The sequence below is a fragment of the Mesorhizobium sp. BR1-1-3 genome (assembly GCF_020165455.1).
Taxonomy (GTDB): Bacteria; Pseudomonadota; Alphaproteobacteria; order Rhizobiales; family Rhizobiaceae; genus Mesorhizobium; species Mesorhizobium ciceri.
In genome coordinates, this window is sequence record NZ_JAIUIC010000005.1 from 236314 (window position 1) to 258334 (window position 22021).

Below are 22021 nucleotides of genomic sequence, written 5' to 3' on the forward strand. Positions count from 1 at the left end.
TTTCCGACGGCTGGCGTACAGGCTTCGTGGCATGAAGCGAGACATTGCGGGGATTATTCTGGCCGGTGGCCAGTCGAGGCGGATGGGCGGCGGCGACAAGAGCCTGTTGCCGCTTGGCGATGGCTGCCTGCTTGACCAGGTCGTGTCGCGCTTCGCCCCGCAAATAGAATCGATGGCGCTCAGCGCCAATGGCGACCCTGCACGATTCCTGCGCTTTGGACTGCCGGTGCTTGCCGACAGCGTGCCCGGCTTTGCCGGTCCGCTCGCCGGAATCCTGACCGGCCTCGAATGGGCCGCGGCCAACAGGTCTTGCAACGCGATCGTCAGCGCTGCCGGTGACACGCCTTTCCTGCCGTTGGACCTTGTCGAGCGTCTGGCAGGGGCCGCCGATCAAAGCCCCGGTTCTATTGCCGTTGCCCGCTCGGCCGGCAAGCGGCATCCGACCTTCGCGCTGTGGCCGATCGGCTGCCGCGATGCCTTGCGGCACTTTCTGGTCGATGAAGATATCAGGCGGGTTTCGGCTTTCATCGACCGGCAGGGTTTTGTCGAGGTGGAGTTCCCGGTTCCGCCATCGGCGGGGATCGACCCTTTCTTCAACATCAACGAGCCGGACGATCTTGTGTCTGCCGAGCGTCTGTTGCAGAGCATCAAGCCATGAACAGACGTGTCTTCGGCATCACCGGCTGGAAGAATTCCGGCAAGACGACTTTGACCGAGAGGTTGGTCAGCGAATTGGTCCGGCGCGGCTGGAAGGTGTCGACGGTGAAACATGCCCACCATGACTTCGACATCGACAAACCTGGCGCGGACAGCTTTCGCCACCGGCAGGCCGGCGCCACCGAAGTCGCGATCGTCTCCGGCGTTCGCTGGGCACTGATGCACGAGCTGCGCGGCGAGGATGAGCCGACATTGGAGACTGTCCTGTCGCGGCTTGCCCCTTGCGACCTCGTGCTGGTCGAAGGCTACAAGCGCGAAGCCCACAGCAAGATCGAAACCCGCCGGCTGGATGCGAAGGACCGCACGCCGCTTTCAGCGGAGGACCCCAACATCGTCGCTGTCGCCGCCGATTTTGCCATTGAAGGCGAGCTGCTGCCGGTATTCGATCTCGACGATGCAAAATCGATAGCCGACTTCATCGAGCGCACCACCGGGCTCGTTGCTTGAGCGCTGACGCAACGGCAGAATAGCCTTGCCCATTTTTATGGTTTTGCAGTTGCTTTTTTCTTGGAAAGAGTGGGAGTATCGCGCCAGCGGGCGGTCAAAAGCACCGCCCCACAGAGCCGTTCGGAACGACGGCCGGGACCATAAAGAGAGGACCATCATGCGTATTTCACTGCGTATCGCGCTTGCCGCATCGGCCGCGCTGCTGACGCTCGGCGTCGCCCAGGCCCAGGAAAAGACCCTGAGGATCGGCACCGAAGGCGCCTACCCGCCCTTCAACAACCTTACCGCCGATGGCCAGCTCGTGGGCTTCGATATCGACATCGCCAAGGCGCTTTGTGATGAGATGAAGGTCAAGTGCACCTTCGTCGCCCAGGATTGGGACGGCATCATTCCAGCCCTCCAGGCCGGTAAATTCGACGCCATCGTCGCCTCGATGTCGATCACGCCGGAGCGCAAGGAGAAGGTCGACTTCTCGAACAAATACTACAACACGCCCTCGGCGATCGCCGTGCCGAAGGACAGCACGCTGAAAGGCGTGACCAAGGAAGATCTCGCCGGCAAGACCATCGGCGTCGCCACCACCACCACGCATTTCAACTATGCCTCGAAGACCTACACCGACAGCACCGTGAAGGGCTATCCGAGCAGCCCCGAGGAGCAGGCCGATCTTGCCAATGGTCGTCTCGACGCCATCGAGGACGATATCGTCGTGCTGCAGCAGTTTCTGGACTCGCCTGACGGCGCCTGCTGCAAGATCCTCGGCCAACCTTCGCCGCAGCCGGTCGAGATTTTCGGGCCTGGCGCCGGCATTGCCGTACGCAAGGGCGAAACCGACCTGGTCAACAAGCTCAACTCGGCCATCGCCGCCATTCGCGCCAATGGAAAATACAAGGAAATCAACGACAAGTATTTCAAGTTCGACGTCTACGGCGCCGAGTCCTGATAAGCCAGGTCAAGACGGCGGGGAATTTCCCCGCCGTCTTTGCTATTCGTCTTGGGAATGCCGTGGGGATAAGACCGGTCGATGCCAGCCCAGAGCATATGGACACTTCTCAGTTGGGGACCTGAAGGCTGGCTTGACGATATTGCCTATGGCGCACTGATCACCATTGCGTTGGCGCTTGCCACGCTGCCCATCGGATTGACGATCGGCTTTTTCATTGCACTCGCCAAGCAGTCCGAAGAACCGTCGCTGCGCCTTGCCGCCAACATCTACACCACGGTCTTTCGCGGCCTGCCGGAACTGGTCACGCTCTTCCTGTTCTTTTTCGGCATGCCGATCCTGCTGCAGCATCTCGTCAGGTATTTCCGGCCTGACGTCACCATCGACGTGAACAGCTTTGTCGCCGGCATGATCGTGCTTGCACTGATCTTCTCCTCCTATGCCAGTGAGGTTTTCCTTTCCGCATTCCGCGCCATTCCCAAAGGCCAGTATGAGGGCGGCTACGCCATCGGTCTTTCGAACTGGCTGACCATGCGCAAGGTGATCGTGCCGCAGCTGTTGCGCATCGCGTTTCCCGGACTGGAGAACTGCTGGCTCAGCCTGCTCAAGGACACGTCGCTGGTGTCGGTCGTCGGCCTGGCCGAGACGCTGCGCAATGCCAGCATTGCGGCCCGCGTCACCAAGCACGCTTTCCTGTTCTTCGGCGTCGCCTCGCTGGTCTTTCTTGGCCTTGCCGTCCTGTCGTCCTTCGCCACCAATGCGATCCTGCGCTCGCTTGGCCGGCGGGAGGCGCAGCGATGAGCGCCACGGCCACCATGGTCGAACGTCCGCCGCCACGGGCGCGCGGCTGGCCGCGCAGGCGTATCGCCGGTTACGCGCTGGTGGGCCTATGGATTTTGTTCGGTATCGGCATCGTCAGCTATCTCTTCCTTGCCTGGAATCCCGATTTCTTTGCCAAATATGCGCCGGCTTATCTGAGCGGGCTTGGGGTCACGCTGGCGCTGGTTTCCATATCGATGGTACTCGGCGCGATCCTGTCGGTGCCCGTCGCTTACGGGCGCATGTCCAGCAACCGGATCCTGTCCGGCCTCGCCTATTGCTACGTCTATTTCTTCCGCGGCACGCCGCTGCTGGTCCAGACCTATCTGGTCTACTACGGATTGGGCTCGTTCCGCGTCGAACTCCAGTCGGTCGGCCTCTGGGATTTTTTCAAGGACGCGTTCAATTGCGGCGTCTTTGCCTTTGCGCTCAACACGGCCGCCTACCAGGCGGAGATTCTGCGCGGCGCCATAGAGAGCGTGCCAAGAGGGCAATGGGAAGGGGCGGCCTCGCTTGGCCTGCATAAGCTGCAGACGTTGCGCAAGATCATCCTGCCGCAAGCCTTGATCGTCGCCTTGCGGCCCTATGGCAACGAACTGATCCTGATGGTCAAGGCGTCCGCCATCGTCGCCATCATCACGGTCTACGATCTGATGGGCAATGCCAAGCTCGCCTTCGCCAACTCGTTCGACATCCAGGCCTATATCTGGGTCGCCCTCGTCTATCTGGTGATGGTCGAGATATTGCGGCATGGCGTCGAATGGATCGAGCGCCGGATCACCGTTCACCTGAAACGCTGACGATTTTCGATTCGGCTGCACCAGTCGATCAGGCTATACGCGTCTTGACGAATTGAGCGCAGAGCCTAGAGCTTTCGCAGCAAATTCCGTTTCCATTCTGAAGGGCAAGCTCATGGCATCTGTGGCATTTCTCGGTCTTGGCGTGATGGGCTATCCGATGGCCGGACACTTGAAGAACAAGGGCGGCCATGACGTCACCGTCTACAACCGCACCAAGGCCAAGGCCGAGCAATGGGTTGGCCAGCATGGCGGTAGCCTGGCGGCGACCCCTGCGCAGGCCGCCGAGGGCAAGGATTTTGTGTTCTCCTGTGTCGGCAATGACGACGATCTGCGTTCGGTGACGACCGGTCCGGAAGGCGCCTTCAAATCGATGAAGAAGGGTTCGGTCTTCATCGACAACACCACCGCCTCGGCCGAGGTCGCTCGCGAGCTGGCGGCGGCGGCGCTAGCCGGCGGGTTTTCGTTTCTCGATGCGCCGGTCTCGGGCGGCCAGGCCGGCGCCGAGAACGGCGTGCTGACCGTGATGGTCGGCGGCGAGCAGGACGCTTTCGACAAAGCGAAGCCTGTCATCGACGCTTTTGCCCGCATGGTCGGCTTGATGGGGTCGGCCGGTGCCGGCCAGCTCACCAAAATGATCAACCAGATCACCATAGCCGGTCTCGTCCAGGGCTTGGCCGAAGGCATCCATTTCGGCAAGAAGGCCGGGCTCGACATCGAGAAGGTGATCGAGGTGATTTCCAAGGGCGCCGCGGGCTCCTGGCAGATGGAGAACCGCCACAAGACGATGAACGCCGGCAAATATGATTTCGGCTTCGCCGTCGACTGGATGCGCAAGGATCTCGGCATCTGCCTGGCCGAGGCCGACCGCAATGGCGCCAGACTGCCGGTCACCGCACTCGTCGACCAGTTCTACAAGGATGTGCAGGCGATGGGCGGCAAGCGCTGGGACACGTCCTCGCTGCTCGCCCGTCTCGAAAAATAGGTCTCTGCCGTGGCAGAGCTCTCGCCTCAATCCAGTGCCGCGGAAATCGTCGCCCATCTTCGCGCCATCGGATCCGAGCAGAACCGCCTCGGCATGTTGCGCTACGGCATCAAGATCGACCGTGCACTTGGCATCTCGCACGGCATGCAGCGGCAGATCGCGCGGACGATCAAACGCAACCACGAGCGCGCCTTCGAGCTATGGGACAGCGGCATCATGGAGGCGCAGTTCATTGCCTCCGTCACGGCTGACCCGAAACGGTTTTCTGCTGGAGATGCAAGACGATGGGCGGCGAGTTTCGACTCCTGGGACATCGTCGACGGCGTCTCGGATCTCTTTGTCGATACGGACGCCTGGAAAGAACTGATCGCCGAGTTTGCGGCCGACGAGCGGGAGTTCGTTCGGCGCACGGCCTTCGCCATGATGGCCTGGTCTGTCGTCCACCGGAAGCAGGAGCCAGGGGCGACCTTCCTCTCCTTCCTGCCGATCATCGAAACGCACGCGAACGACAGCCGCAATTTCGTGAAGAAAGCCGTGAACTGGGCGCTTCGGTCGATCGGTAAGCGATCGATGAACATGCACGGTGCCGCCCTGGCTGTCGCCGAACGACTGGCGCAGTCGGCAGACAAGACGGCGCGCTGGATCGGCAAGGACGCCGTAAGGGAGCTGACCAATGCCAAGACGCTCGCGCGGATCGCCGCCAGGAAAGGCTGACGGCGCGCGTTCCGCCATGTCAGGATCTCGCCGACATGTGAAGTGGCTGCCGACATGTGATGCGCCTCGAGCGTTGACGTCTTTGGCAGCGGCGTCTTTACTTGAGGCTCAAAGGAAGCGGCCGATGAGCAATCCTCTAAAATCAACCCTGGCGCTCGCTGCCGCTTTGTTTGTGTCCGCTGCCGCCGATGCCTCGGCCGAGACTGCGCACATATTCTGGAAGGATCTGCGTCCGGCTACGCAATCCGCCGCCGAAAACGTCGGGCTGCCGATGATCGCGGCAAAATTGCCCGACCATGGCGAAACGCTGTCCGTCAATCTTCAGGACAAAAGCATTCAGCTAGCCGGCTACGCATTGCCGGTCGATCGCGACGGTGATCTTGTCTACCAGTTCCTGCTGGTACCCTGGACGGGTGCCTGCAGTCACATGCCGACGCCGCCGCCCAACCAGATTGTCTTGGTTACGCCGGCCCGTCCCTACAAGATGTCCGAGGCCTATCAGCCTGTAGCGGTCACCGGCGCGCTGAAGCCGGACATGGAGAAGAGCCAGCTGTTCATCCTCGACGGCGTCAGCATCATCCAGTCTGGCTACAGCGTGCGCAAGGCAGATGTGGTGAGCGTCGAGACCGTGCCGGATACGATCACGCTGCCGGTGAACTCACCCTGGAGTTTCCTCAACAAAAAGAAGAACTAAGCGGGACGACTTTATGTGACGTTCAGCTCAGGCAGCGTTGGCACCCGATTCCTTGTCCAGAACCATGTAGTCGAGCGGGATTTCGGTCGTGTACTTGATCTGCTCCATGGCGAAGGACGACGACACATCACGGATTTCGATCTTGGCGATCAGCCGTTTGTAGAAGGCGTCATAGGCCGCGATGTCGGGCACCACGACGCGCAGGAGATAATCGACGTCGCCGCTCATGCGGTAGAACTCGACCACCTCGGGAAACTCCTGGATGACTTCCGAGAAACGCCGCAGCCATTCATGGCTATGCGAATTGGTGCGGATCGACACGAAGACGGTGACGCGCACATTGACCTTTTCATGGTCGAGAATGGCAACGCGCCGCTTGATGACGCCCTCTTCCTCGAGCTTCTGGATGCGTCTCCAGCAAGGCGTCGTCGACAGCCCGACTTTCTTGGCGACATCGGCGACCGCGAGTGTCGCGTCCTCCTGCAAGAGGCGGAGAATTTTTCTATCGAGGCGATCCATATCGTGCTCCCAAGGGAATAGAATGCCTATACTCTGCCTTATCCAGGCCTTTCACAAGAAAGAAATTCTGCTGATCGGGCAAAAAGCGAGTGATTTCTTGCTGAAAGGTCAGCCGAGGCGATAGCGGATTTCCGAACGCAGAAAAGGCAGCAAATCCATTTCAAACCACGGATTCTTCTTCAGCCAGCCCGTGTTGCGCCACGAGGGATGCGGCAGCGGCAGCACTTTCGGACCGATGGAATTCTCCCAGATGGAGCGCCAGTCCATGACCGTTTCCGTCAGTGAGGGCCGGCGCGCCGCACCCATGTGCCAGGACTGCGCGTAGATACCGATCGTCAGCACCAGATCGATCCGTGGCATAGAGGCCATCAAAGGTGCGCGCCAGGCCGCCGCGCATTCGCGCCTCGGCGGCAGATCTCCCCCCTTGGCATCCTGGCCGGGAAAGCAGAAGCCCATCGGGACGATTGCGAATTTTTCGATGTCGTAGAATTCGTCGCTCGTCACGCCAAGCCAGCTGCGCAGGCGGTCGCCGGAAGCGTCGGTGAACGGCATGCCCGACAGATGCACCTTGGTGCCGGGCGCCTGGCTGGCGATCAGGATCCGGGCGGTGGATGATGGGCGCAGCACTGGTCGCGGCTCATGCGGCAACGGCTTGCCGGCCGGATTTTCCACGCAGATGCGGCAGGCGCGGACCCTGGCGACGAGGTTTTCGAGTTCGGCAGTCATTCTCAGGCTGATGCGCTCGGCCGGCTGGAAACGGCTTGATGCCAGCGCAACACATTCGCGCACTCATCCGGTACCTTGATGCGTGCCGGCTTCATGAAGTCGACAGCGATCAGGCCGGTGATGTCGGCGATCGAATAGCTGTCACCGGCGATGAACTCCCGGCTGCCCAGTTCGCCGTCCAGCAGCCTGAGGAACGCCACGGCCTTCGGCTTGTTGGCCTCACCCCATTCAGGGACCTGCGGGATTTCCCATTCCTTCATGGCCGGATGGATGTGCCGGAAGGCCTGCGTGACGCAGCTGAGCAAATTGAATTCCATCCGCCTCTGCCACATCTCGACCTGCGCCTTGCCGAGTGCGCCACGCCCGAACAGGGCCGGTTCGGGATGCAGCTCCTCGAAATAGCGGCAGATGGCGACGGATTCGGTGATGACGGTGCCGTCGTCGAGCTCCAGCACCGGCAGACGCTGCAAGGGGTTGCGCGAGCTGACCGCCTGTTGCCTGTGTTCCAACGCGCCCATATCGATGGGCACCTGCGGAACCTCGATGCCTTTCTCGGCCAGGAAAACGCGGACCCGCCTTGGATTGGGCGCCCGGCCACCGTCGAAGAGCTTCATTCCATCCTCCTGTTCGTCCTCGGTTCCAGTTCCAGGATGCGCATCACCAGAAGCGAAAAATCTCGCGCACGGCATCGCCGATCGACGCCAGTGTGCCGTGCTTCTTCTCGACGACTTCGCCGTGATGGCTGTCTCGCCAATTCTGCGGCTGATCGAACGTTCCCGCCCAGATGCCGGCCTTTGCCGCGCGGGCGATGGCTTCCTCGCTCTCGAAGTCGCCATAGGCAACCGCCCAGCCCGCCTCGACCTGCGCGCGGTTGAGATCCTTGCCGCCGGCGGTGCAGTCGCCGAGCAGCCGGCCATAACGATCACGCTGCCAGCCGGTACAAGAGACGGGCTTGCCGGCGATCAGGCGAACGAGCGACTGACGCGCAAGCGTGCCGCAGGAATAGTCCGCGCCGTTCTTGCGGCAGGTCTGCGTATATTCCGGAGCATCGATGCCGCGCATGCGGATACGCTCGGTGCCAAGCGTGATCGAATCGCCGTCGTTGATGATTGCCACGCCTTGCGTCTTGCGTGTCTCCACCCGGTCGAGGCGGGCCGCCAGCAGGATCAGCAGTCCGAGGATGATGACGGCAAGCCCGTAATCCACCAGCCGGCGCCACAGGCTTCTGGGGCGCGCAACGTATCGCCGGCGCGGCCTCGGCGACCATGAACGGCTCATATGGCAAACGGTTGGTTAATCATTCGAACGTAGCTTAACACTTGGAAACCGCTGCTCGCATAAATTGAAGTTTTGATGCCCTTGCAACGCTCGAACACAGCGGACAAGTTCATTGTGGACCGCAGGAAACGCCATCGCAACAGCGATGTCGCGCGCGCGGTGCGCAAGACGCGTGACCGTCTTTCGCAGCAGGCCGGCAATCCCGATTTCGATCGCGAACTGCTGAAGCTGCATGCCCGAGCGATGACAAGCGGCGCCATCGCCATCCCGCTTCTCGTGCTGGCGATTGCCGCGGGTGGCCGGCTGGCCGGAATCGGCAATGAGATCGGGCTTTGGGCGCTGTTCACGCTAACCTGCTACACTATCGTTGCCTTCATGGCGCGGCGCATCGAGCGCACTGAAGCTTCCGAGCTCAACCCTTTGCAAGCACGGCGGGAATTCCTGATCGGCCATTTCCTGTGCGGTCTCGGCTGGGCTTGGTTCGTGTGGCTTGGCTGCAGCGTCTGCGAGGTCGATCCGTTCCACATCGTCAAGGCCGTGGTGCTGTTGTTCGCCATGGCGGCGACCGCGGTGATGACCTCGTCTCTGCGGGGCGCGCTGCTGGCGACCTTTGCCGTTCCCGTGGCGCTCTACGCCTATGCCGGCGCCAAGCTATGGATGCCGGTCGAGGCGATCATGGCCGCGCTGCTGGTCGTGTCGCTGCCGTTTTTCGCCTATGTGGCCCGTCATCTGAACCACTCGTCCCTGATGATGCTGTCGTTCCGCTCCGAAAAGGATGCGCTGATCGCCGAACTGGAGACGGCGAAATCGATGTCGGACGAAGCGCGGCGGCGGGCCGAGGACGCTAATCTGGCGAAATCGCGGTTCCTCGCCTCGATGAGCCACGAATTGCGCACGCCGCTCAACGCCATTCTCGGTTTTTCCGAGGTGATGTCGAACGAGGTGCTGGGACCGATGAGCAATCCCACCTATCGTGACTACGCCCATGACGTGCACGAATCCGGCCAGCATCTGCTCGACCTGATCAACGAGATTCTCGACCTGTCACGCATCGAGGCCGGCCGCTACCAGCTCAATGAAGAGCCGGTGATGCTGCTTGGTATCGTCGAGGACTGCTGTCACATGATGGAGTTGAGAGCGCGCAACAAGGATATCCGTGTCGTCCAGGATTTCGAGCACGAGCTGCCTCGGCTGTTCGCCGATGAACGGGCCGTGCGGCAGATCACGCTCAACCTTCTGTCGAACGCGATAAAATTCACCGCCACCGGCGGCGAAATCCGCGTCCGTGTCGGTTGGACGGCGGGCGGCGGACAATACATTTCGATCAAGGACAATGGCCCGGGCATACCGGAAGATGAGATCCCGATCGTGCTTTCCGCCTTCGGCCAGGGCTCCATCGCCATCAAGAGCGCCGAGCAAGGCACCGGGCTTGGCCTGCCGATCGTGCAAGGGCTGCTCGCAATGCATGGCGGCGAGTTCGAACTTCATTCCAAGCTGCGCGAAGGCACCGAGGCGATCGCCATCTTCCCGCTGAGCCGGGTGATGGAGGAATTGCCAGCATTGCCGACCGCGGCGGTGGCGGCTCGACGGCGGTAATACCTCAAGCCCTAACCGCGTACCGCCGCAGCCATGCCCGAACTGGTCAGCGCGGCGGCCTTGACCAGACCCGCTGCAAGGGCGGCCCCTGCCCCTTCGCCATGGCTGATGCCCAGATCAAGCAACGGGCGCAAGCCGAGCCGTTGGGCGGCGCGTGCATGCGCGGGTTCCGGCGACAGGCTGGCCAGCAGGCAATGGTCGAGCGCGGCGGGATTGACGCCATGCAGTACCGCTGCGGCTGCCGTCGCCGCCAATCCGTCGAGCAGCACCGGGATCTTCTGCATCCGCGCGGCCAGAATGGCACCGGCGATCGCCGCGAATTCCCGGCCGCCGACCCGGCGCAGCGCCTCGAGCGGGTCGCCGAGATGGCCGCCATGAAAAGCCAGCGCCGCATCGACCACGTCCGCCTTGCGTGCCTGCATCGCCGCATCGGCGCCTGACCCCGGGCCGGCCCAGTCGGCGCCCCCGCCCCCGAACAGCGCCGCAAACAGGGTGGCGGCGACGGTGGAGTTGCCGACGCCGAGATCGCCGAGACACAAAAGATCGGTGCCGCCGGCGATCGCTTCCATGCCGAAGGCCATGGTGGCGGCACAGCCACGCTCGTCAAGCGCGGCCTCTTCGGTGATGTCGGCGGTCGGGATGTGCAGGGCAAGATCGAAAACCTTAAGCCCGAGATCGTAGGCAATGCAGATCTGGTTGATCGCGGCACCTCCGGCGGCGCAAAGTTCGACCGCGTTGGCGGTCGCCGCCACCGGCCGTGGCGAAATGCCGTGGCGCGTGACGCCGTGATTGCCGGCAAAGACCGCCATCAGCGGTCTTGTCACCGCGGGCGGAGCCCGCCCGCTCCAGGCGGCCAGCCAGGCGGCGATGTCCTCGATGCGGCCAAGCGAATTGCCCGGTTCGGCCTTGGCAAACAGCGTGCGCACGCGGGTCTCGGCTGCCGTGTCGGCCGCCGGCAGATTGGCCAACAGGTTGCGAAAATCGTCGAAAGGCAGTGCGCTGGTCATCTTGTTATCGATCATTCCCTGGATTTGGTAAGCGGCATAGCCGCCTTGCGGGGTTGGCACAACCTCTGGGATGATGGGCCTGCATTTGCCGCAAAGCCGGCCCCGAAGGGCGCAATCGCGAGGGCTTGCATTGGCTTTGCCGTTGCACCATGTGGAGGTGGAACAAGGGATTGCGGATGGAAGCCCAAGAGAAAGTCATGACGGCCATCGAATCCCCGTGCATCCTGGTCTGTTCGATCGACATGAAAACCGGCTTCTGTTTCGGGTGCGGCCGCACGCGCGAGGAAATCGGCGCCTGGATCGGGATGACGCCGGAAACGCGCCGCAGCGTCATGGCTGAATTGCCGGCCCGGCTGGAAACGGTCGAGCGCCGGCCGCGCCGGGAAACGCGCCGCACCCGCATGGCGCGCGAACGCGACGCGCTGTCGTGAGGTGCGGATGAGCCGGTTGTTCTGGATATTGATGGCCGCGATCGGGGTGGGAGCAGTCCTGCTCATGCTCAACGATTCCGCCGGCAGCACCCTCGGCGTGGAGAACAACGATTTCAGCCGGCTGATCTGGCTCGGCGCCTTTGGCGCCCTTATCGGCGCCGGCCTGCTTCGCTCGGGCCGACCCCTGGGCGCCATGGCCCGCAACTTAGGCGCCTGGGCGGCCATCGCGCTCGCGCTGATCGCCGGCTATCAGTACCGCTATGAGCTGCAGGATGTCGCCAGCCGGGTGACCGCGGGCCTTGTTCCCGGCAGTCCGCTTGCGCTTGGCGTCGAGGACGGCCACGCCACGGTGACGCTCGACAAGGCGGACAACGGCCATTTCGAAGCGCGCATCCTGGTCAACGGCAACCCGGTCCGGGCCGTGGTGGATACCGGCGCGACCAGCACCGTGCTGACGTCCGAAGACGCACAAGCCGCCGGATTCAATCCAGCGGCGCTCAACTACACCATACCGGTTTCGACCGCCAACGGCATGGCACGCGCCGCGGCCGTGAAAACCGATCAGATTGCGATCGGCGGCATCACGCGCAGGGATATGTCGGTGATGATCGCCGCACCCGGCATGCTCAGCCAGAGCCTGCTCGGCATGAACTTCATCGGTTCATTGTCGGGTTTTGACGTGCGCGGCGACCGCATGATCCTCAGGGACTGATCCCTGAATCTCAAGCCGCTTCGGCTGCCGCTCCGCCGAGCTCGACGGCCGCGAAAGCCGCCTTCAGCACGTCCGGGCCGGCGCCGGGTTTTGTCGCGTCGGTGGACAGGATCTGCCGGTAGCGGCGCGCGCCGGGCAAGCCATGGAACAGTCCGACCATGTGGCGGGTGACATGTCCAAGCCGCCCACCCAGCTCGATATGACGTGCCGCATAGTCCGCCATTGTATCGATCAGCGCGGCGAAATCGAACGGCTCGGACTGGACGCCGTAGAAAGCGGCATCGACGCCAGCCAGAATGCCGGGTGTGTGGTAGGCGGCGCGGCCAAGCATGGCGCCATCGACATGGTCGAGATGCGCCAACGCCTCTTCGATCGTCTGAATGCCGCCATTGATGCCAATGAATTCGTTAGGTTTTCTAGCCTTCAACCGATAAACTCTGTTGTAATCGAGCGGCGGGATGTCACGGTTTTCCTTGGGGCTCAGCCCTTCCAGCCACGCCTTGCGCGCATGCACCCACAATGCGTCGGCGCCGGCGTCGAAAACCCCATCCGCCAGCGCATCGAGGGCCGGCTCCGGATCCTGCTCGTCGACGCCGATGCGGCATTTGACGGTCACGGGAATTGTCACCGCCGCCTTCATCGCCGCGACACAGCCGGCAACGAGGTCCGGCACCTTCATCAGGCAGGCGCCGAACGTGCCCGACTGGACGCGGTCTGACGGACAGCCGACATTGAGGTTGATCTCGTCATAGCCAAAGGCCTCGCCGATGCGCGCCGCCTCGGCAAGTTTTTCGCGATCCGAGCCGCCGAGCTGCAGCGCGACCGGATGTTCTGACGCATCGAAGCCGAGCAGACGCTCGCGTGCGCCATGGATGACGGCGTCGGCCACCACCATCTCGGTGTAAAGCAGCGCATGGCTCGTCAGCTGACGGTGGAAGAACCGGCAATGCCGGTCCGTCCAGTCCATCATCGGGGCCACGGCCATTCTATCATCTTGATTTCTCAGCATTTTTTCTTTAACATCAAATCCTTAGAACCTGACGAGTGCACACGAATTTACGCCAGAATACGACCCTTTTCGCCACGTTTCGATCTCTCAGTGCACACGGAGCGCACACGAAAAAATGGCCACCTACACAAAACTCCCGTCCGGTTCCTGGCGTGTCCAAGTCCGTCGCAAAGGTCGCTACGTCAGCGAGACCTTCCTGCGCCGAGACGACGCCCGGCGTTGGGCCACCGAAACCGAGCGCCAGGTCGATCGAGGTGAGACGCCGACCAAGTCCCGCGTAGCGCGCCTGAAGAGCTTCGGCGAACTCATCGACCTTCATATCGACGACATGTGCGATGTAGGCAAGTCCCCTCTCCGCTCCAAGGCCGCGACACTCGACATGCTGCGAAGACATCTTGGCAAGTGCAATATGGCGGCTCTCGATCGCGAGCGGCTCATTCGTTTCGGCCGCGATCGCGCCGCCCAAGGCGCCGGACCGGTGACTCTCGGCATCGACATCGGCCTGATAAAACTCATCCTATCCCACGCTGCTGCGGTGCACGGCCTGCCGGTCAAAGTCGAACCGGTGGATCTCGCGCGTATCGCCCTAAAGCGGCTTGGTCTTATTGGCAAAGGGCATGAGCGCGACAGGCGGCCTACCCAGGATGAGTTGGACAGGCTGATCGCCCACTTCGATGCAAACCCTCGTCAGATTGCACCGGTTAGCCAGATCATACGTTTCGCCGTCGCAACCGCGATGCGCCAGGAGGAAATCTGCAAAGCACGTTGGTCCGATCTGGAAACGCGCACGCGGATGCTTCTGATCCGTGACCGGAAAGACCCTCGGCACAAGAAGGGCAACAATCAGCGCATACCGCTGTTCGCGGCAACTGGATACGATGCGTGGGCCATAGTTGAGGAGCAGCGCGCAAAGCGCAGCAATGACGATGATCGAATTTTCCCGTTCAACCATAGGTCAGTCGGCACCGCTTTCCGTCGAGGATGCGTTGACTTGGGCATCCACGACCTTCACTTTCACGACTTGCGGCATGAAGGAACAAGCCGCCTCTTCGAAGCTGGATTCAAGATCGAACAGGTAGCTCTGGTCACGGGCCACAAGGATTGGAAGATGTTGCGGCGGTATACGCATCTCAAGCCCGAAATGCTTCACACTATCCAAGCAGCGAGGACAGCGTAGTTGGCGCAAGTGGCGGTATCAGCCCGCACTCTCGGGGGAGCCGAACGCCGCCAATGAATGATCGCGGCTACGTTCGTGCTGCCACGCCATTTCGCACCGTTCAGAAACAGGCGGGGTGGAAGGGTTGATGCAACCAACACTGGTTCAAATCCGGCCCGGGGAGCCACTTAATTCAGAAAGTCTTGGAACCCAAGGACTACCCCAGAGAGATACACCGCGACCGAACAACAAGCCCTGAAGGCTTACCCCAAAGTTCATGCTCGGGCAGAGCAGCAGTTGCGCCTTTGGTCGCGGCCGCAGGATGCGCCAACCTAGGCAGCTTGGCTGGCACCCCACATTGACCGACTTTGAGCACCATAGGCTGAGCCGCGCACGGCTTCGCGCGCTCAGTCTCGACTCCGAATGGACCGGTCCAGAGGACGAGGATGATAGCTCGGGAAGTGATCGCTGAGCAGATTGCTGAGAAACATTCGGTGGATGACCGAGGCAATCCCGTCGGGATAGAGGCGGCGGACCGCGCCTTCATCCACGCCCTTGTCCTTGATCAAGGTCAACAGTGCCCTGCCCCGACCTTGGAGGATGCCAGGAGGTTGTACCTTAAAGAGAAGGTTGGCACTGACGAAACAAAGAAGATGGAGCTTGAGCGTTGACCTAGGCACCCCTGAAGTTCTTCTCCCAGCGTGTGGCCTAGGGGGACCAGGTACTCAGTTGTCCAGCTCATACGCAGCGAGGAGCATCCCTTCCTCAATAGCAGCCAGCCTGAAGCACCTCCTGGCCTCCTGGGCTGTCGCATTGCCCTCGATAGTGGCCACGCAGCACTTCACCGCACGTCGCCAGTGGGGACCCTTGTTGGTCCACCTGATGAGATGCTCGGCCGCTGCCTCGACGTTGTTGACGTTGGAGATCATGCCAGACCGCTCACCCTTAACGGGGACCGGAGGGTTGAACCAGTGGATGGCCATCAGGTGAACCTCCCCTAGGAAAGCCTGCTCTTCAGGTCCTCGGCATTCAGTAGGTCGACCAGATCGTCGGCATATTCTCTGTTAAGGCCAACGGCTGTCATACCATCAGGCCAAAATGGCTGCCCGGTGAACACGTCGAACACCGTCCAGGTCCCGTCTGGGTCTCGCCTCAGGTCATACCGCTGCTCTAAAATGAGGGTAATTTAGGGTTCGTTTATGAGCCTCTTCAACCCTCAGGATCGTAGAGAAGCGTCCCTTCCTCGATACCAGCCTCTATGAACGCCCTGCGAGCCACGTGTGGGGGTAATTTGCCATCAATTGAGGCCAAGCAGGCACCGGCCGCCAGATACCATTTCGGGCCTCTTTTGGTCCACTGAACGAGTTGTTCCCTTGCCGCTTGAACGTCGCTGATGTTGTGCCGGACATCACCCTCGATGGTGGTCTTTACTGTGACCGGAGGATGAACCGACCGGGGGCATCAGGCTTCACGCACGTCAAAGGGAACGCAGCCCCCGCTTCGGCACCGTTGCAATGGTCGCCTTACGGAGACTACGTTCCCCTCTTGAAAACCCCTTTGGACGTCGCTTACCAGTTCCCTAGCGGTGCGCTGCGCAGGCCAACCAGACGCTTCAGCATCCATCCCACCCCCATCGAGACAGAAGGCCCAATCAAGCGATCCTCTCGCGCGTTTCTTTAAAAAATCAAGAACTGGAAGCGTACAAAGCGTCAAGTTAGCTCGCGGCTGACCCGTCAGGCGAATCGCCCGTAGGAGAGCCTGCTCTTCAGATCGTTGGCGTTCAGGAGAATCACCAAGTCAGTCGCGTAGGTGACGCCCAGGCCGACCGCCGGGAGACCTTCGGGCTCGGCTGGTTTGCCGGTGTGTCGGTCGACCACCGACCATCCCTTCGGGTCCCTCTTTAGTTCTTACCTTGGTTCCATGGGGCGATACGTTGTGCGTCTTATCCAGTTCGTCAAGCTTGGACCGCTGCTCCTCGGATAGATCCGGATCTTCAGGGAGTTTCAGCAGTTGAAAGATGTACCGGCGCAGCGTCTCAGAAGTGATCCAATTCCGAATGAGACGCGATATAGCCTGCTGTTGCTCGGTAGACAGTTCTTGGATGGTCGGCCGGCACGGTTAGCACAAAGCCCAACCCTCAGTGACCTTAATGGTTCCCCGGATTGGACTGCCTGAAATCGGCTATAACCGAAGGCCCTCCGAACCTGACGACGGTTGTCCTCGTTTCGGATCAGTTCCTGAAGAGAGTCGGCGACGGTCTTGTTGCCGGCTTTGTCGCGCTTCGCAAGGGAGCCCCCCTAACTTATTGTTGGACAAATGGATCCATGCGGGTCGGAATTGCGATCCGCTGATATGATAGGCTAAACAACGGGCGCTGGTCTAATCGTGCAGGTCGAAGAGGACGGCTTTCCCAGTCTGCGCAGCGATTTGGACCACCTTTTCACATAGTGGGTTGTCGTGGCCGAGTTCGTCCAGCTCGCCCTCTAGGTCGGGGCGCTTCGTTCGGATGAATGCGAGGGCCTTCTTAAGGGAGACGATTTTGCCCTGAATAGCCTGGTCTATGGCTTGTTGTATGACGTCGTCGGACTTCGACAGGCGTTCCATCCGCGATACCTCCCAATGGCATATTGGGAGAAACTGCTGAAAAACCAAATCACATTATGGAGTGGAATATTTGATAGATTTCTGCGCGGGTGATCGGATAATTGCCCACGCGCCGGCCGTCATTGATCCGCGCCCGCGTGGGACCTGATGCGCGCTCTGGGTTTGCTGCTCGCCATTCTCGACCGTGTATTCACGCATCCCCCCTCTCGGCAATCGGAACCAAAGCTGAAAATGATGGTTTGCTAATGGAAGGGATGAAAACCGAGGATGCCGAGCTATGACAGTGCTGTTCGACCGCTCAACTCTGACGGGCATCTGCGCGGTTTGATGTACCACGACGCGCGACTGCAGATGCTCCACGATCGCGTCATTAACCGCATGGAGCGGGTTGATCACCTGGCAAACGAAGTTGAGCAGGCGGCGGCGACTCTGGTGGATGCAACTCGCAGTTCCACCGTCCACGCGTTCCCTGACGACCCACTCAGCAATTCGTCGGCGGCTTTCCTTTCATCTGGAAGCCGGGCAACTATCGGTCTGTGAAATCTGCCGCTCTTTCCCAGAGACCCTCAAGGGAAGCGACGCGGCTCGCCGAGTCGTGCCGGCTAACAATCCAGACAGGAACTAAAGTGTGCAAACGTTGTTTATTGACCGAAGGGCATCTTACTTCCTTGGAGAGTTGAACATGAAAACCACCCTGATTCTGGGCGCGCTGGCACTTTGCTTGGCCGCGCCTTCCATTGCCTCGGCAGATGCGATCGTTCTCACCACGAACCAGCACCGCCATCACCATCGTGCGGACGCTGTCGTCATCAATGAGGACGGAGCTCGCCTCCATCATCGCCGTCATGGCACCGAAGCCTTTTACGACAACGGCAATCGCCATCATTGGCGCAGACATCATCGTCCCGATACCATCATCATTAAGCGTTCGGACGACCGGCCGATGCACCGCCGGCATCGTCACGTCGTGATCGAGAACAACGACTACTAATCCCGGCTCCGGACCCGGCTCTCAGATTGGAGCCGGGTCACGCGGCGCTGCCTCCGGGCCGCTGACCCTGTCCAGATCGCAGCCAAAGCTGGCGCTGATCGGCGTTGTAGAACTCGCGAAGTTCGCGGTTGATGGTGCCCCTCTCAAAGCCTGCGCGCCGCATCTGCCCGCCCAGGATCGCAACGATCTACTTCCAGCAATTCGTGGCCACGGCGCCCCGCTTTGCCGAAAGCACGTTACTAAATCGGCATGCCGCAGCATTTGCCGGGGCCTTGGACTGATCTCTCCAGTCCTGGCGTGACGAGGTTGAAGCCGCGCCGGTTCTCCGCTGCCTTCGCCACGTAAGTCGACATAACAGCGAACATCTCCCGCAAACAGGCCAGGTATCAGCTGTTCGCTGGACGAATGCCGGCACGCCGAGCGTCGCGTGGCCACTGCAGACCGTGTGTTACCAGAAGTGCGGCAGTTCCGTTGCCGGTCCTTGGCAGCGTCATCGAGTTGGCGCTGGCGAAGCCGTTTCAGCAGTTTCACGCGATCCCGCAATCACCTGTAGGGTGTGATCCACATCCGGGCGAAATGCGTGGACTCCGACCATTCAATTGTGCTGCAACTGGAAAGCGGCTTCGATAACCGCCCGAGCGACTCTTCGCCGATGATGATCGGATAGCTCGGGCTTGGCGCACCGTTCCAGATCGGGAAAACATTCCCCATGCGCTCGACATCGCCGGGATGGGCAAATTCGAAACGCCGCACCATGTCCGGGATTGTCGTCTTGACGAAAACGCGCCCACGCATGAGATCACCAGCCTGCCGTTGCGGAAGACCAAAATGGGAACGCGTCGGGAACGAGTCAAGCGGTGCCGATCAGTGCCGAGGGGCGTGCCGCCTTCGCGGTGATCCATGGCTTCGGCGATGACGTCGAACTCGCTGGGCACTTCGTCAATGATTTCCGCGGTGGCGATGCCGGCCTCATCGGCCGCTTTCATCGCACTGTCCGCAAGGTCGCTGATCGCAACCGGATCGTCAGTCATTGCGTCGGGCAGGTTTTCTGCCATCCACCGGTCGAGGAAATTAATGCCGCGCGTGCTCATCGAGCACATAAGCCAAAGCTAAGGGGCTAGGTTCCAGCGTCAGGACGGTCGACGGCTGTCTCGTCCAACTTCCGCTTCCATGCTGGCGCTCATCGGCTTGGGCTCGCTGCCCAGTGGCACGCCGTCGAAGCCCTGCAGCCAGGCTTCGGCGCGCTCGGTCCAATAGCTTGGCACGGCGCGTTCCTTGCCATCCTTGTGCGCCTGCTGACCGTACATCCAGGCGGAGGTGACGCACTCCTGATCCTTCTTAGCCAATGCCATCGTCGTCCTTCCAGAAATCGCGCAGCATCGCTTGGTGCAACGTCTCTTCGCCTTTTAAGGAAGCGCACCTTGCCTGAAAGGCCAGGCTTCAGCCACTCGGCTTTTTGCTTTTTGCAGCCCTTCGGCGGCGGCGCACCGACCTTGCCCTGGACGCGATTCCAGCGCGCCTGGCGCGTATCGGCCTTGAAGGTGACAAAAGCGCCGCCCATGTAGCGGCCTTTGTCGGCCATCAGCACATCCGGAGCTACCGGATGCAATTCAAACGGCAGGGTTCCTGTCCTGCAAAGTACCGCGTCTTGATGCCACGGGCGATCGACCTGTTTCGACCATATGCCCTTTCCATCGGGGATCTCGCCTACGGCATCTCAAGCCGGAAACCCTGCACACGATCCGGGTTGCGAGGGCATCCTGGCCGTCGCAAGTGCGATCCGCTATGAGGTGCCAACACAACCTCCATCTGTTGCGCTTCCTAAGGAAACCCTAGCAACCTCTAGCAGGCGGCTCCGTGGAAAACGCAGCGATGATGGCCTCACGTGATACATTCAACGCGTTGGAAAAGGTCCTGCCCTTCTGCCAAATCGCCACGTAGTGATACAGAGCGGATGGTTCCACTGGCTTTATTCCCAGGTGAAACGCCGCGTATTCGCGCGCAATGATCTCATTGGTAATCGAAATGCCGAGGCCGGCCGAAACGTATCCGGCTTCGTGACCGTTGCAATCGAATTCCACCAGGATGTCCGGCTCAACGCCGGCGAAGCGTAAGGCGTTGAAGTTCATTTGGTGGGCGGCGAACTGCGGGTCGATATCGACGATCGTTTCGCCTGCCAGATCGTGAGCCTCGATACAGGTCTGTTTTGAAAAGCGGTGGTCGGGATGAAAGATGCATACGTTTCGTGCCGACCCAAGGGGCGCCCACTCAAACAGACTTGGATCCAAGGGCAACCTCGAGATTCCGAGTTCCGCACGTCCTGCCAGGATGTGCTCGCCGATCTGCTCGTAGCTTCCCGAAATCGAGCGGACATTCGAAGCGGTCTTCGAGTGGATAATCGCCACAACCTTCGGCAAGGTCACGAAACCGAAAACAGAAGGAGCGGCAATCGCGATCCGCTGCTTTTCGTCGTTCTTCATCGCGAAGATCGATGCTTCCAGACGATCCAGGGACGTCAGGGCGAGCTCCACGTTTCGCATGAGTTCCCAGGCTTCCTGTAAGGGGACGATGCGGTTGGCTGATCTCTTGAAGAGTGTGATGCCGAGCGTGGTCTCGAGTTGCTTCACATGCTGACTGACGGCCGGCTGGCTTATCCCGAGCGCAACCGCTGCTCGCCTTGTCGAACCGGCCCGCAACACTTCTCGGAAGACCTTCAGTTGACGGAGCTTCAGGTCGCTCTGCAGCAACTCCATGCCCTGCGCTCCTTTCCCTGATAACGCCACCCGGGAAGCAGATACCGCCGACCTGGGGAGCAACGAGCCGTCTCAGTATATAACGGTGCGTTATAGATAAAAGAATAAAAATTATAGATTGAGTGTGTAATTTTAAGCGATAGAATTAGCCAATATCTTAAATTAACTCCAAATTACAAATATAACAATTCGCAACCTTGGGTTATACGACTTGGTCTGAGTGACACGGACCGTCGTATCTCGCGGTATTGCGAGCCAAGGAACGCGCCCCATGGGTGGTTTTACTACTCAGTTTGTTGTCGCACTCACCGTGACCATAAGCCTGGCTCTTGTCAGCGGCTGCCTGGGTACGGCATTCGGGCTGTTTCTGGCCATTTCGAAGGGCACGGCACAGCCGCGCCTCAACAGCGTCGTGACGGCCTACACGACGGTCCACGGTAAAGGCCATGAGCTGATCGAGCTTCATGCCGTCCTGCTCGTAAATATCGTGCAGCTTGGGCGAGACTTTCGCGAGCCGCAGGCGTTGCTGCACGAACGTTGCGGAAACGAAGAAGCGTGCCGCGATCTCCTCATGGCTGGCGCCATGGTCGTGCAGAGTCCGGAAGGCGCGAAACATATCGAGCGGATGTAAATCTTCGCGCTGAAAATTCTCGGCTAGGGAATCCTCCTCGATCGGGACCTCACTATCGGCGTTGGTCACGACGCAGGGCACGGGCTCGGTCTTGACCATGCGCTTCTGCTTGATCAGCAGTTCCAGCGCGCGATAGCGGCGTCCGCCAGCGGGCACCTCAAACATGCCCGTCTCCTTACCCTCGTCATCCAACACCGGCCGGACGTTGAGGCTCTGCAGCAGGCCGCGCCGTGCGATCGAGGCGGCGAGGTCCTCTATCGTTTCCCCGCGCTTGATGCGCCGGACATTGGACTGGCTCAGCGTCAGCTTGTTGAAAGGGATGTCACGCGAGGCATTGAGGGTGATCTTCTGCTTGACGGTAGCCATCTTGATTATCTCCGCGACGGGCGGCCGAGACTCTCTCGACCTCCAAACCCGTCACAAAGAAAGGCGCAGCCCTCTCACTCTGAGGACTGCGCCCCACACCGAAGATAACGGAGGGGCACAGGGCAG

The 22021-nt window shown here is 60.8% G+C and carries 27 protein-coding genes and 2 pseudogenes; 16 read left to right on the forward strand and 13 right to left on the reverse strand.

Annotated elements, in window-relative coordinates; translation table 11 throughout:
* Window positions 1–31: 31 nt before the first annotated feature.
* The 8 genes from mobA (at window position 32) to LB559_RS13810 (ending at window position 6116) form a co-directional block, all read left to right on the forward strand.
* Complete coding sequence (gene mobA, locus LB559_RS13775; RefSeq protein WP_224674276.1) at window positions 32–658, forward strand: molybdenum cofactor guanylyltransferase MobA; 627 nt, start codon at window positions 32–34, stop codon at window positions 656–658.
* Window positions 655–1164: a molybdopterin-guanine dinucleotide biosynthesis protein B gene (gene mobB / locus LB559_RS13780; RefSeq protein ID WP_024503305.1), complete on the forward strand. Its 510-nt coding sequence runs from the start codon at window positions 655–657 to the stop codon at window positions 1162–1164. The genes mobA and mobB overlap by 4 nt, the downstream gene beginning before the upstream one ends.
* Window positions 1165–1321: 157 nt before the next feature.
* A complete protein-coding gene (locus LB559_RS13785; protein WP_013531705.1) occupies window positions 1322–2107 on the forward strand; it encodes an ABC transporter substrate-binding protein in 786 nt (261 codons plus the stop codon).
* Between the two features lie 81 nt (window positions 2108–2188).
* The gene (locus tag LB559_RS13790) at window positions 2189–2908 is read left to right on the forward strand and encodes an ABC transporter permease (protein ID WP_024503306.1); all 720 of its coding nucleotides are present in this window, start codon (window positions 2189–2191) and stop codon (window positions 2906–2908) included.
* Window positions 2905–3726 (forward strand): ABC transporter permease, encoded by an 822-nt coding sequence (locus LB559_RS13795; RefSeq protein WP_024503307.1) that lies wholly within the window; start codon window positions 2905–2907, stop codon window positions 3724–3726. The genes LB559_RS13790 and LB559_RS13795 overlap by 4 nt, the downstream gene beginning before the upstream one ends.
* A 112-nt stretch (window positions 3727–3838) precedes the next feature.
* Window positions 3839–4708, forward strand: coding sequence for an NAD(P)-dependent oxidoreductase (locus LB559_RS13800; RefSeq protein WP_024503308.1), 870 nt, complete (start codon window positions 3839–3841; stop codon window positions 4706–4708).
* A gap of 9 nt (window positions 4709–4717) precedes the next feature.
* Window positions 4718–5422: a DNA alkylation repair protein gene (locus LB559_RS13805; protein ID WP_063167988.1), complete on the forward strand. Its 705-nt coding sequence runs from the start codon at window positions 4718–4720 to the stop codon at window positions 5420–5422.
* 124 nt (window positions 5423–5546) lie between these two features.
* Window positions 5547–6116: a DUF3299 domain-containing protein gene (locus LB559_RS13810; protein ID WP_013531710.1), complete on the forward strand. Its 570-nt coding sequence runs from the start codon at window positions 5547–5549 to the stop codon at window positions 6114–6116.
* Between the two features lie 27 nt (window positions 6117–6143).
* Here the strand turns inward: LB559_RS13810 and LB559_RS13815 are convergent, their stop codons facing one another.
* From LB559_RS13815 to LB559_RS13830, 4 genes are all read right to left on the reverse strand, one after another.
* Window positions 6144–6635: an Lrp/AsnC family transcriptional regulator gene (locus LB559_RS13815; RefSeq protein ID WP_006205209.1), complete on the reverse strand. Its 492-nt coding sequence runs from the start codon at window positions 6633–6635 to the stop codon at window positions 6144–6146.
* A 108-nt stretch (window positions 6636–6743) separates the two neighbouring features.
* Window positions 6744–7424 carry a uracil-DNA glycosylase family protein gene (locus tag LB559_RS13820; protein ID WP_013531711.1) on the reverse strand — a complete coding sequence of 227 codons (681 nt, stop codon included), beginning with the start codon at window positions 7422–7424 and terminating at the stop codon, window positions 6744–6746.
* Window positions 7364–7975, reverse strand: a complete 612-nt coding sequence (locus tag LB559_RS13825; protein WP_027161586.1) for a glutathione S-transferase — start codon at window positions 7973–7975, stop codon at window positions 7364–7366. The genes LB559_RS13820 and LB559_RS13825 overlap by 61 nt, the downstream gene beginning before the upstream one ends.
* Before the next feature lie 43 nt (window positions 7976–8018).
* Window positions 8019–8639 (reverse strand): thermonuclease family protein, encoded by a 621-nt coding sequence (locus LB559_RS13830; RefSeq protein WP_063167987.1) that lies wholly within the window; start codon window positions 8637–8639, stop codon window positions 8019–8021.
* 75 nt (window positions 8640–8714) lie between these two features.
* Here LB559_RS13830 and LB559_RS13835 point away from each other — a divergent pair, with 75 nt between their 5' ends.
* A complete protein-coding gene (locus tag LB559_RS13835) occupies window positions 8715–10235 on the forward strand; it encodes a sensor histidine kinase (RefSeq protein WP_024503313.1) in 1521 nt (506 codons plus the stop codon).
* 11 nt (window positions 10236–10246) lie between these two features.
* Here LB559_RS13835 and LB559_RS13840 read toward each other — a convergent pair whose 3' ends face one another.
* Window positions 10247–11242, reverse strand: coding sequence for a nicotinate-nucleotide--dimethylbenzimidazole phosphoribosyltransferase (locus LB559_RS13840; RefSeq protein ID WP_224674277.1), 996 nt, complete (start codon window positions 11240–11242; stop codon window positions 10247–10249).
* Between the two features lie 197 nt (window positions 11243–11439).
* Between LB559_RS13840 and LB559_RS13845 the strand changes: the two genes are divergently transcribed.
* Window positions 11440–11673, forward strand: a complete 234-nt coding sequence (locus LB559_RS13845) for a DUF1289 domain-containing protein (RefSeq protein ID WP_024503316.1) — start codon at window positions 11440–11442, stop codon at window positions 11671–11673.
* 7 nt (window positions 11674–11680) lie between these two features.
* On the forward strand, window positions 11681–12385 hold the full coding sequence (locus LB559_RS13850) for a TIGR02281 family clan AA aspartic protease (RefSeq protein WP_024503317.1): 705 nt from the start codon (window positions 11681–11683) through the stop codon (window positions 12383–12385).
* 10 nt (window positions 12386–12395) lie between these two features.
* Here the strand turns inward: LB559_RS13850 and dusA are convergent, their stop codons facing one another.
* Entirely contained in the window at window positions 12396–13394 is a 999-nt protein-coding gene (gene dusA / locus LB559_RS13855) for a tRNA dihydrouridine(20/20a) synthase DusA (protein ID WP_224674278.1), read from the reverse strand.
* Between the two features lie 115 nt (window positions 13395–13509).
* Between dusA and LB559_RS13860 the strand changes: the two genes are divergently transcribed.
* Both LB559_RS13860 and LB559_RS13865 read left to right on the forward strand, forming a co-directional pair.
* A complete protein-coding gene (locus LB559_RS13860) occupies window positions 13510–14571 on the forward strand; it encodes a site-specific integrase (protein ID WP_224674279.1) in 1062 nt (353 codons plus the stop codon).
* A gap of 440 nt (window positions 14572–15011) precedes the next feature.
* Window positions 15012–15221 (forward strand): hypothetical protein, encoded by a 210-nt coding sequence (locus tag LB559_RS13865; protein WP_224674280.1) that lies wholly within the window; start codon window positions 15012–15014, stop codon window positions 15219–15221.
* Window positions 15222–15275: 54 nt separating this feature from the next.
* On the opposite strand, the gene LB559_RS13870 is transcribed toward LB559_RS13865, so the two are convergent.
* From LB559_RS13870 to LB559_RS13880, 3 genes and pseudogenes are all read right to left on the reverse strand, one after another.
* Window positions 15276–15533: a DUF982 domain-containing protein gene (locus tag LB559_RS13870; protein ID WP_127366493.1), complete on the reverse strand. Its 258-nt coding sequence runs from the start codon at window positions 15531–15533 to the stop codon at window positions 15276–15278.
* Between the two features lie 226 nt (window positions 15534–15759).
* Window positions 15760–15978: pseudogene (locus LB559_RS33130) on the reverse strand (DUF982 domain-containing protein); the annotation flags it as partial.
* Window positions 15979–16929: 951 nt separating this feature from the next.
* On the reverse strand, window positions 16930–17154 hold the full coding sequence (locus LB559_RS13880; RefSeq protein ID WP_224674281.1) for a hypothetical protein: 225 nt from the start codon (window positions 17152–17154) through the stop codon (window positions 16930–16932).
* Between the two features lie 267 nt (window positions 17155–17421).
* On the opposite strand from LB559_RS13880, the gene LB559_RS13885 reads away from it, so the two are divergent.
* Complete coding sequence (locus LB559_RS13885) at window positions 17422–17694, forward strand: hypothetical protein (protein WP_224674282.1); 273 nt, start codon at window positions 17422–17424, stop codon at window positions 17692–17694.
* A gap of 142 nt (window positions 17695–17836) precedes the next feature.
* The gene (locus LB559_RS13890) at window positions 17837–18145 is read left to right on the forward strand and encodes a hypothetical protein (protein ID WP_127366490.1); all 309 of its coding nucleotides are present in this window, start codon (window positions 17837–17839) and stop codon (window positions 18143–18145) included.
* A 543-nt stretch (window positions 18146–18688) separates the two neighbouring features.
* On the opposite strand, the gene LB559_RS13895 is transcribed toward LB559_RS13890, so the two are convergent.
* Window positions 18689–18940, reverse strand: coding sequence for a hypothetical protein (locus tag LB559_RS13895; protein WP_224674283.1), 252 nt, complete (start codon window positions 18938–18940; stop codon window positions 18689–18691).
* A 62-nt stretch (window positions 18941–19002) separates the two neighbouring features.
* Between LB559_RS13895 and LB559_RS13900 the strand changes: the two genes are divergently transcribed.
* Window positions 19003–19266, forward strand: a complete 264-nt coding sequence (locus tag LB559_RS13900; protein WP_224674284.1) for a hypothetical protein — start codon at window positions 19003–19005, stop codon at window positions 19264–19266.
* A 9-nt stretch (window positions 19267–19275) separates the two neighbouring features.
* Here the strand turns inward: LB559_RS13900 and LB559_RS13905 are convergent, their stop codons facing one another.
* From LB559_RS13905 to LB559_RS13915, 3 genes and pseudogenes are all read right to left on the reverse strand, one after another.
* Entirely contained in the window at window positions 19276–19497 is a 222-nt protein-coding gene (locus LB559_RS13905; RefSeq protein ID WP_224674285.1) for a hypothetical protein, read from the reverse strand.
* 480 nt (window positions 19498–19977) lie between these two features.
* Complete coding sequence (locus LB559_RS13910; protein ID WP_224674286.1) at window positions 19978–20898, reverse strand: LysR family transcriptional regulator; 921 nt, start codon at window positions 20896–20898, stop codon at window positions 19978–19980.
* A 358-nt stretch (window positions 20899–21256) separates the two neighbouring features.
* Window positions 21257–21895, reverse strand: a pseudogene (locus LB559_RS13915) (ParB/RepB/Spo0J family partition protein); the annotation flags it as partial.
* Window positions 21896–22021: the final 126 nt, after the last annotated feature.

What these genes read in the sequence shown, in the direction of transcription:
- mobA (WP_224674276.1), top strand. Translation starts at nt 32, where the DNA reads ATGAAGCGAGACATTGCGGGGATTATTCTGGCCGGTGGCCAGTCGAGG.
- mobB (WP_024503305.1), top strand. Translation starts at nt 655, where the DNA reads ATGAACAGACGTGTCTTCGGCATCACCGGCTGGAAGAATTCCGGCAAG.
- LB559_RS13785 (WP_013531705.1), top strand. Translation starts at nt 1,322, where the DNA reads ATGCGTATTTCACTGCGTATCGCGCTTGCCGCATCGGCCGCGCTGCTG.
- LB559_RS13790 (WP_024503306.1), top strand. Translation starts at nt 2,189, where the DNA reads ATGCCAGCCCAGAGCATATGGACACTTCTCAGTTGGGGACCTGAAGGC.
- LB559_RS13795 (WP_024503307.1), top strand. Translation starts at nt 2,905, where the DNA reads ATGAGCGCCACGGCCACCATGGTCGAACGTCCGCCGCCACGGGCGCGC.
- LB559_RS13800 (WP_024503308.1), top strand. Translation starts at nt 3,839, where the DNA reads ATGGCATCTGTGGCATTTCTCGGTCTTGGCGTGATGGGCTATCCGATG.
- LB559_RS13810 (WP_013531710.1), top strand. Translation starts at nt 5,547, where the DNA reads ATGAGCAATCCTCTAAAATCAACCCTGGCGCTCGCTGCCGCTTTGTTT.
- LB559_RS13815 (WP_006205209.1), bottom strand. Translation starts at nt 6,635, where the DNA reads ATGGATCGCCTCGATAGAAAAATTCTCCGCCTCTTGCAGGAGGACGCG.
- LB559_RS13825 (WP_027161586.1), bottom strand. Translation starts at nt 7,975, where the DNA reads ATGAAGCTCTTCGACGGTGGCCGGGCGCCCAATCCAAGGCGGGTCCGC.
- LB559_RS13830 (WP_063167987.1), bottom strand. Translation starts at nt 8,639, where the DNA reads ATGAGCCGTTCATGGTCGCCGAGGCCGCGCCGGCGATACGTTGCGCGC.
- LB559_RS13835 (WP_024503313.1), top strand. Translation starts at nt 8,715, where the DNA reads ATGCCCTTGCAACGCTCGAACACAGCGGACAAGTTCATTGTGGACCGC.
- LB559_RS13840 (WP_224674277.1), bottom strand. Translation starts at nt 11,242, where the DNA reads ATGACCAGCGCACTGCCTTTCGACGATTTTCGCAACCTGTTGGCCAAT.
- LB559_RS13845 (WP_024503316.1), top strand. Translation starts at nt 11,440, where the DNA reads ATGACGGCCATCGAATCCCCGTGCATCCTGGTCTGTTCGATCGACATG.
- LB559_RS13850 (WP_024503317.1), top strand. Translation starts at nt 11,681, where the DNA reads ATGAGCCGGTTGTTCTGGATATTGATGGCCGCGATCGGGGTGGGAGCA.
- dusA (WP_224674278.1), bottom strand. Translation starts at nt 13,394, where the DNA reads ATGCTGAGAAATCAAGATGATAGAATGGCCGTGGCCCCGATGATGGAC.
- LB559_RS13860 (WP_224674279.1), top strand. Translation starts at nt 13,510, where the DNA reads ATGGCCACCTACACAAAACTCCCGTCCGGTTCCTGGCGTGTCCAAGTC.
- LB559_RS13870 (WP_127366493.1), bottom strand. Translation starts at nt 15,533, where the DNA reads ATGGCCATCCACTGGTTCAACCCTCCGGTCCCCGTTAAGGGTGAGCGG.
- LB559_RS13880 (WP_224674281.1), bottom strand. Translation starts at nt 17,154, where the DNA reads ATGGAACGCCTGTCGAAGTCCGACGACGTCATACAACAAGCCATAGAC.
- LB559_RS13885 (WP_224674282.1), top strand. Translation starts at nt 17,422, where the DNA reads ATGCCGAGCTATGACAGTGCTGTTCGACCGCTCAACTCTGACGGGCAT.
- LB559_RS13890 (WP_127366490.1), top strand. Translation starts at nt 17,837, where the DNA reads ATGAAAACCACCCTGATTCTGGGCGCGCTGGCACTTTGCTTGGCCGCG.
- LB559_RS13895 (WP_224674283.1), bottom strand. Translation starts at nt 18,940, where the DNA reads ATGCGTGGGCGCGTTTTCGTCAAGACGACAATCCCGGACATGGTGCGG.
- LB559_RS13905 (WP_224674285.1), bottom strand. Translation starts at nt 19,497, where the DNA reads ATGGCATTGGCTAAGAAGGATCAGGAGTGCGTCACCTCCGCCTGGATG.
- LB559_RS13910 (WP_224674286.1), bottom strand. Translation starts at nt 20,898, where the DNA reads ATGGAGTTGCTGCAGAGCGACCTGAAGCTCCGTCAACTGAAGGTCTTC.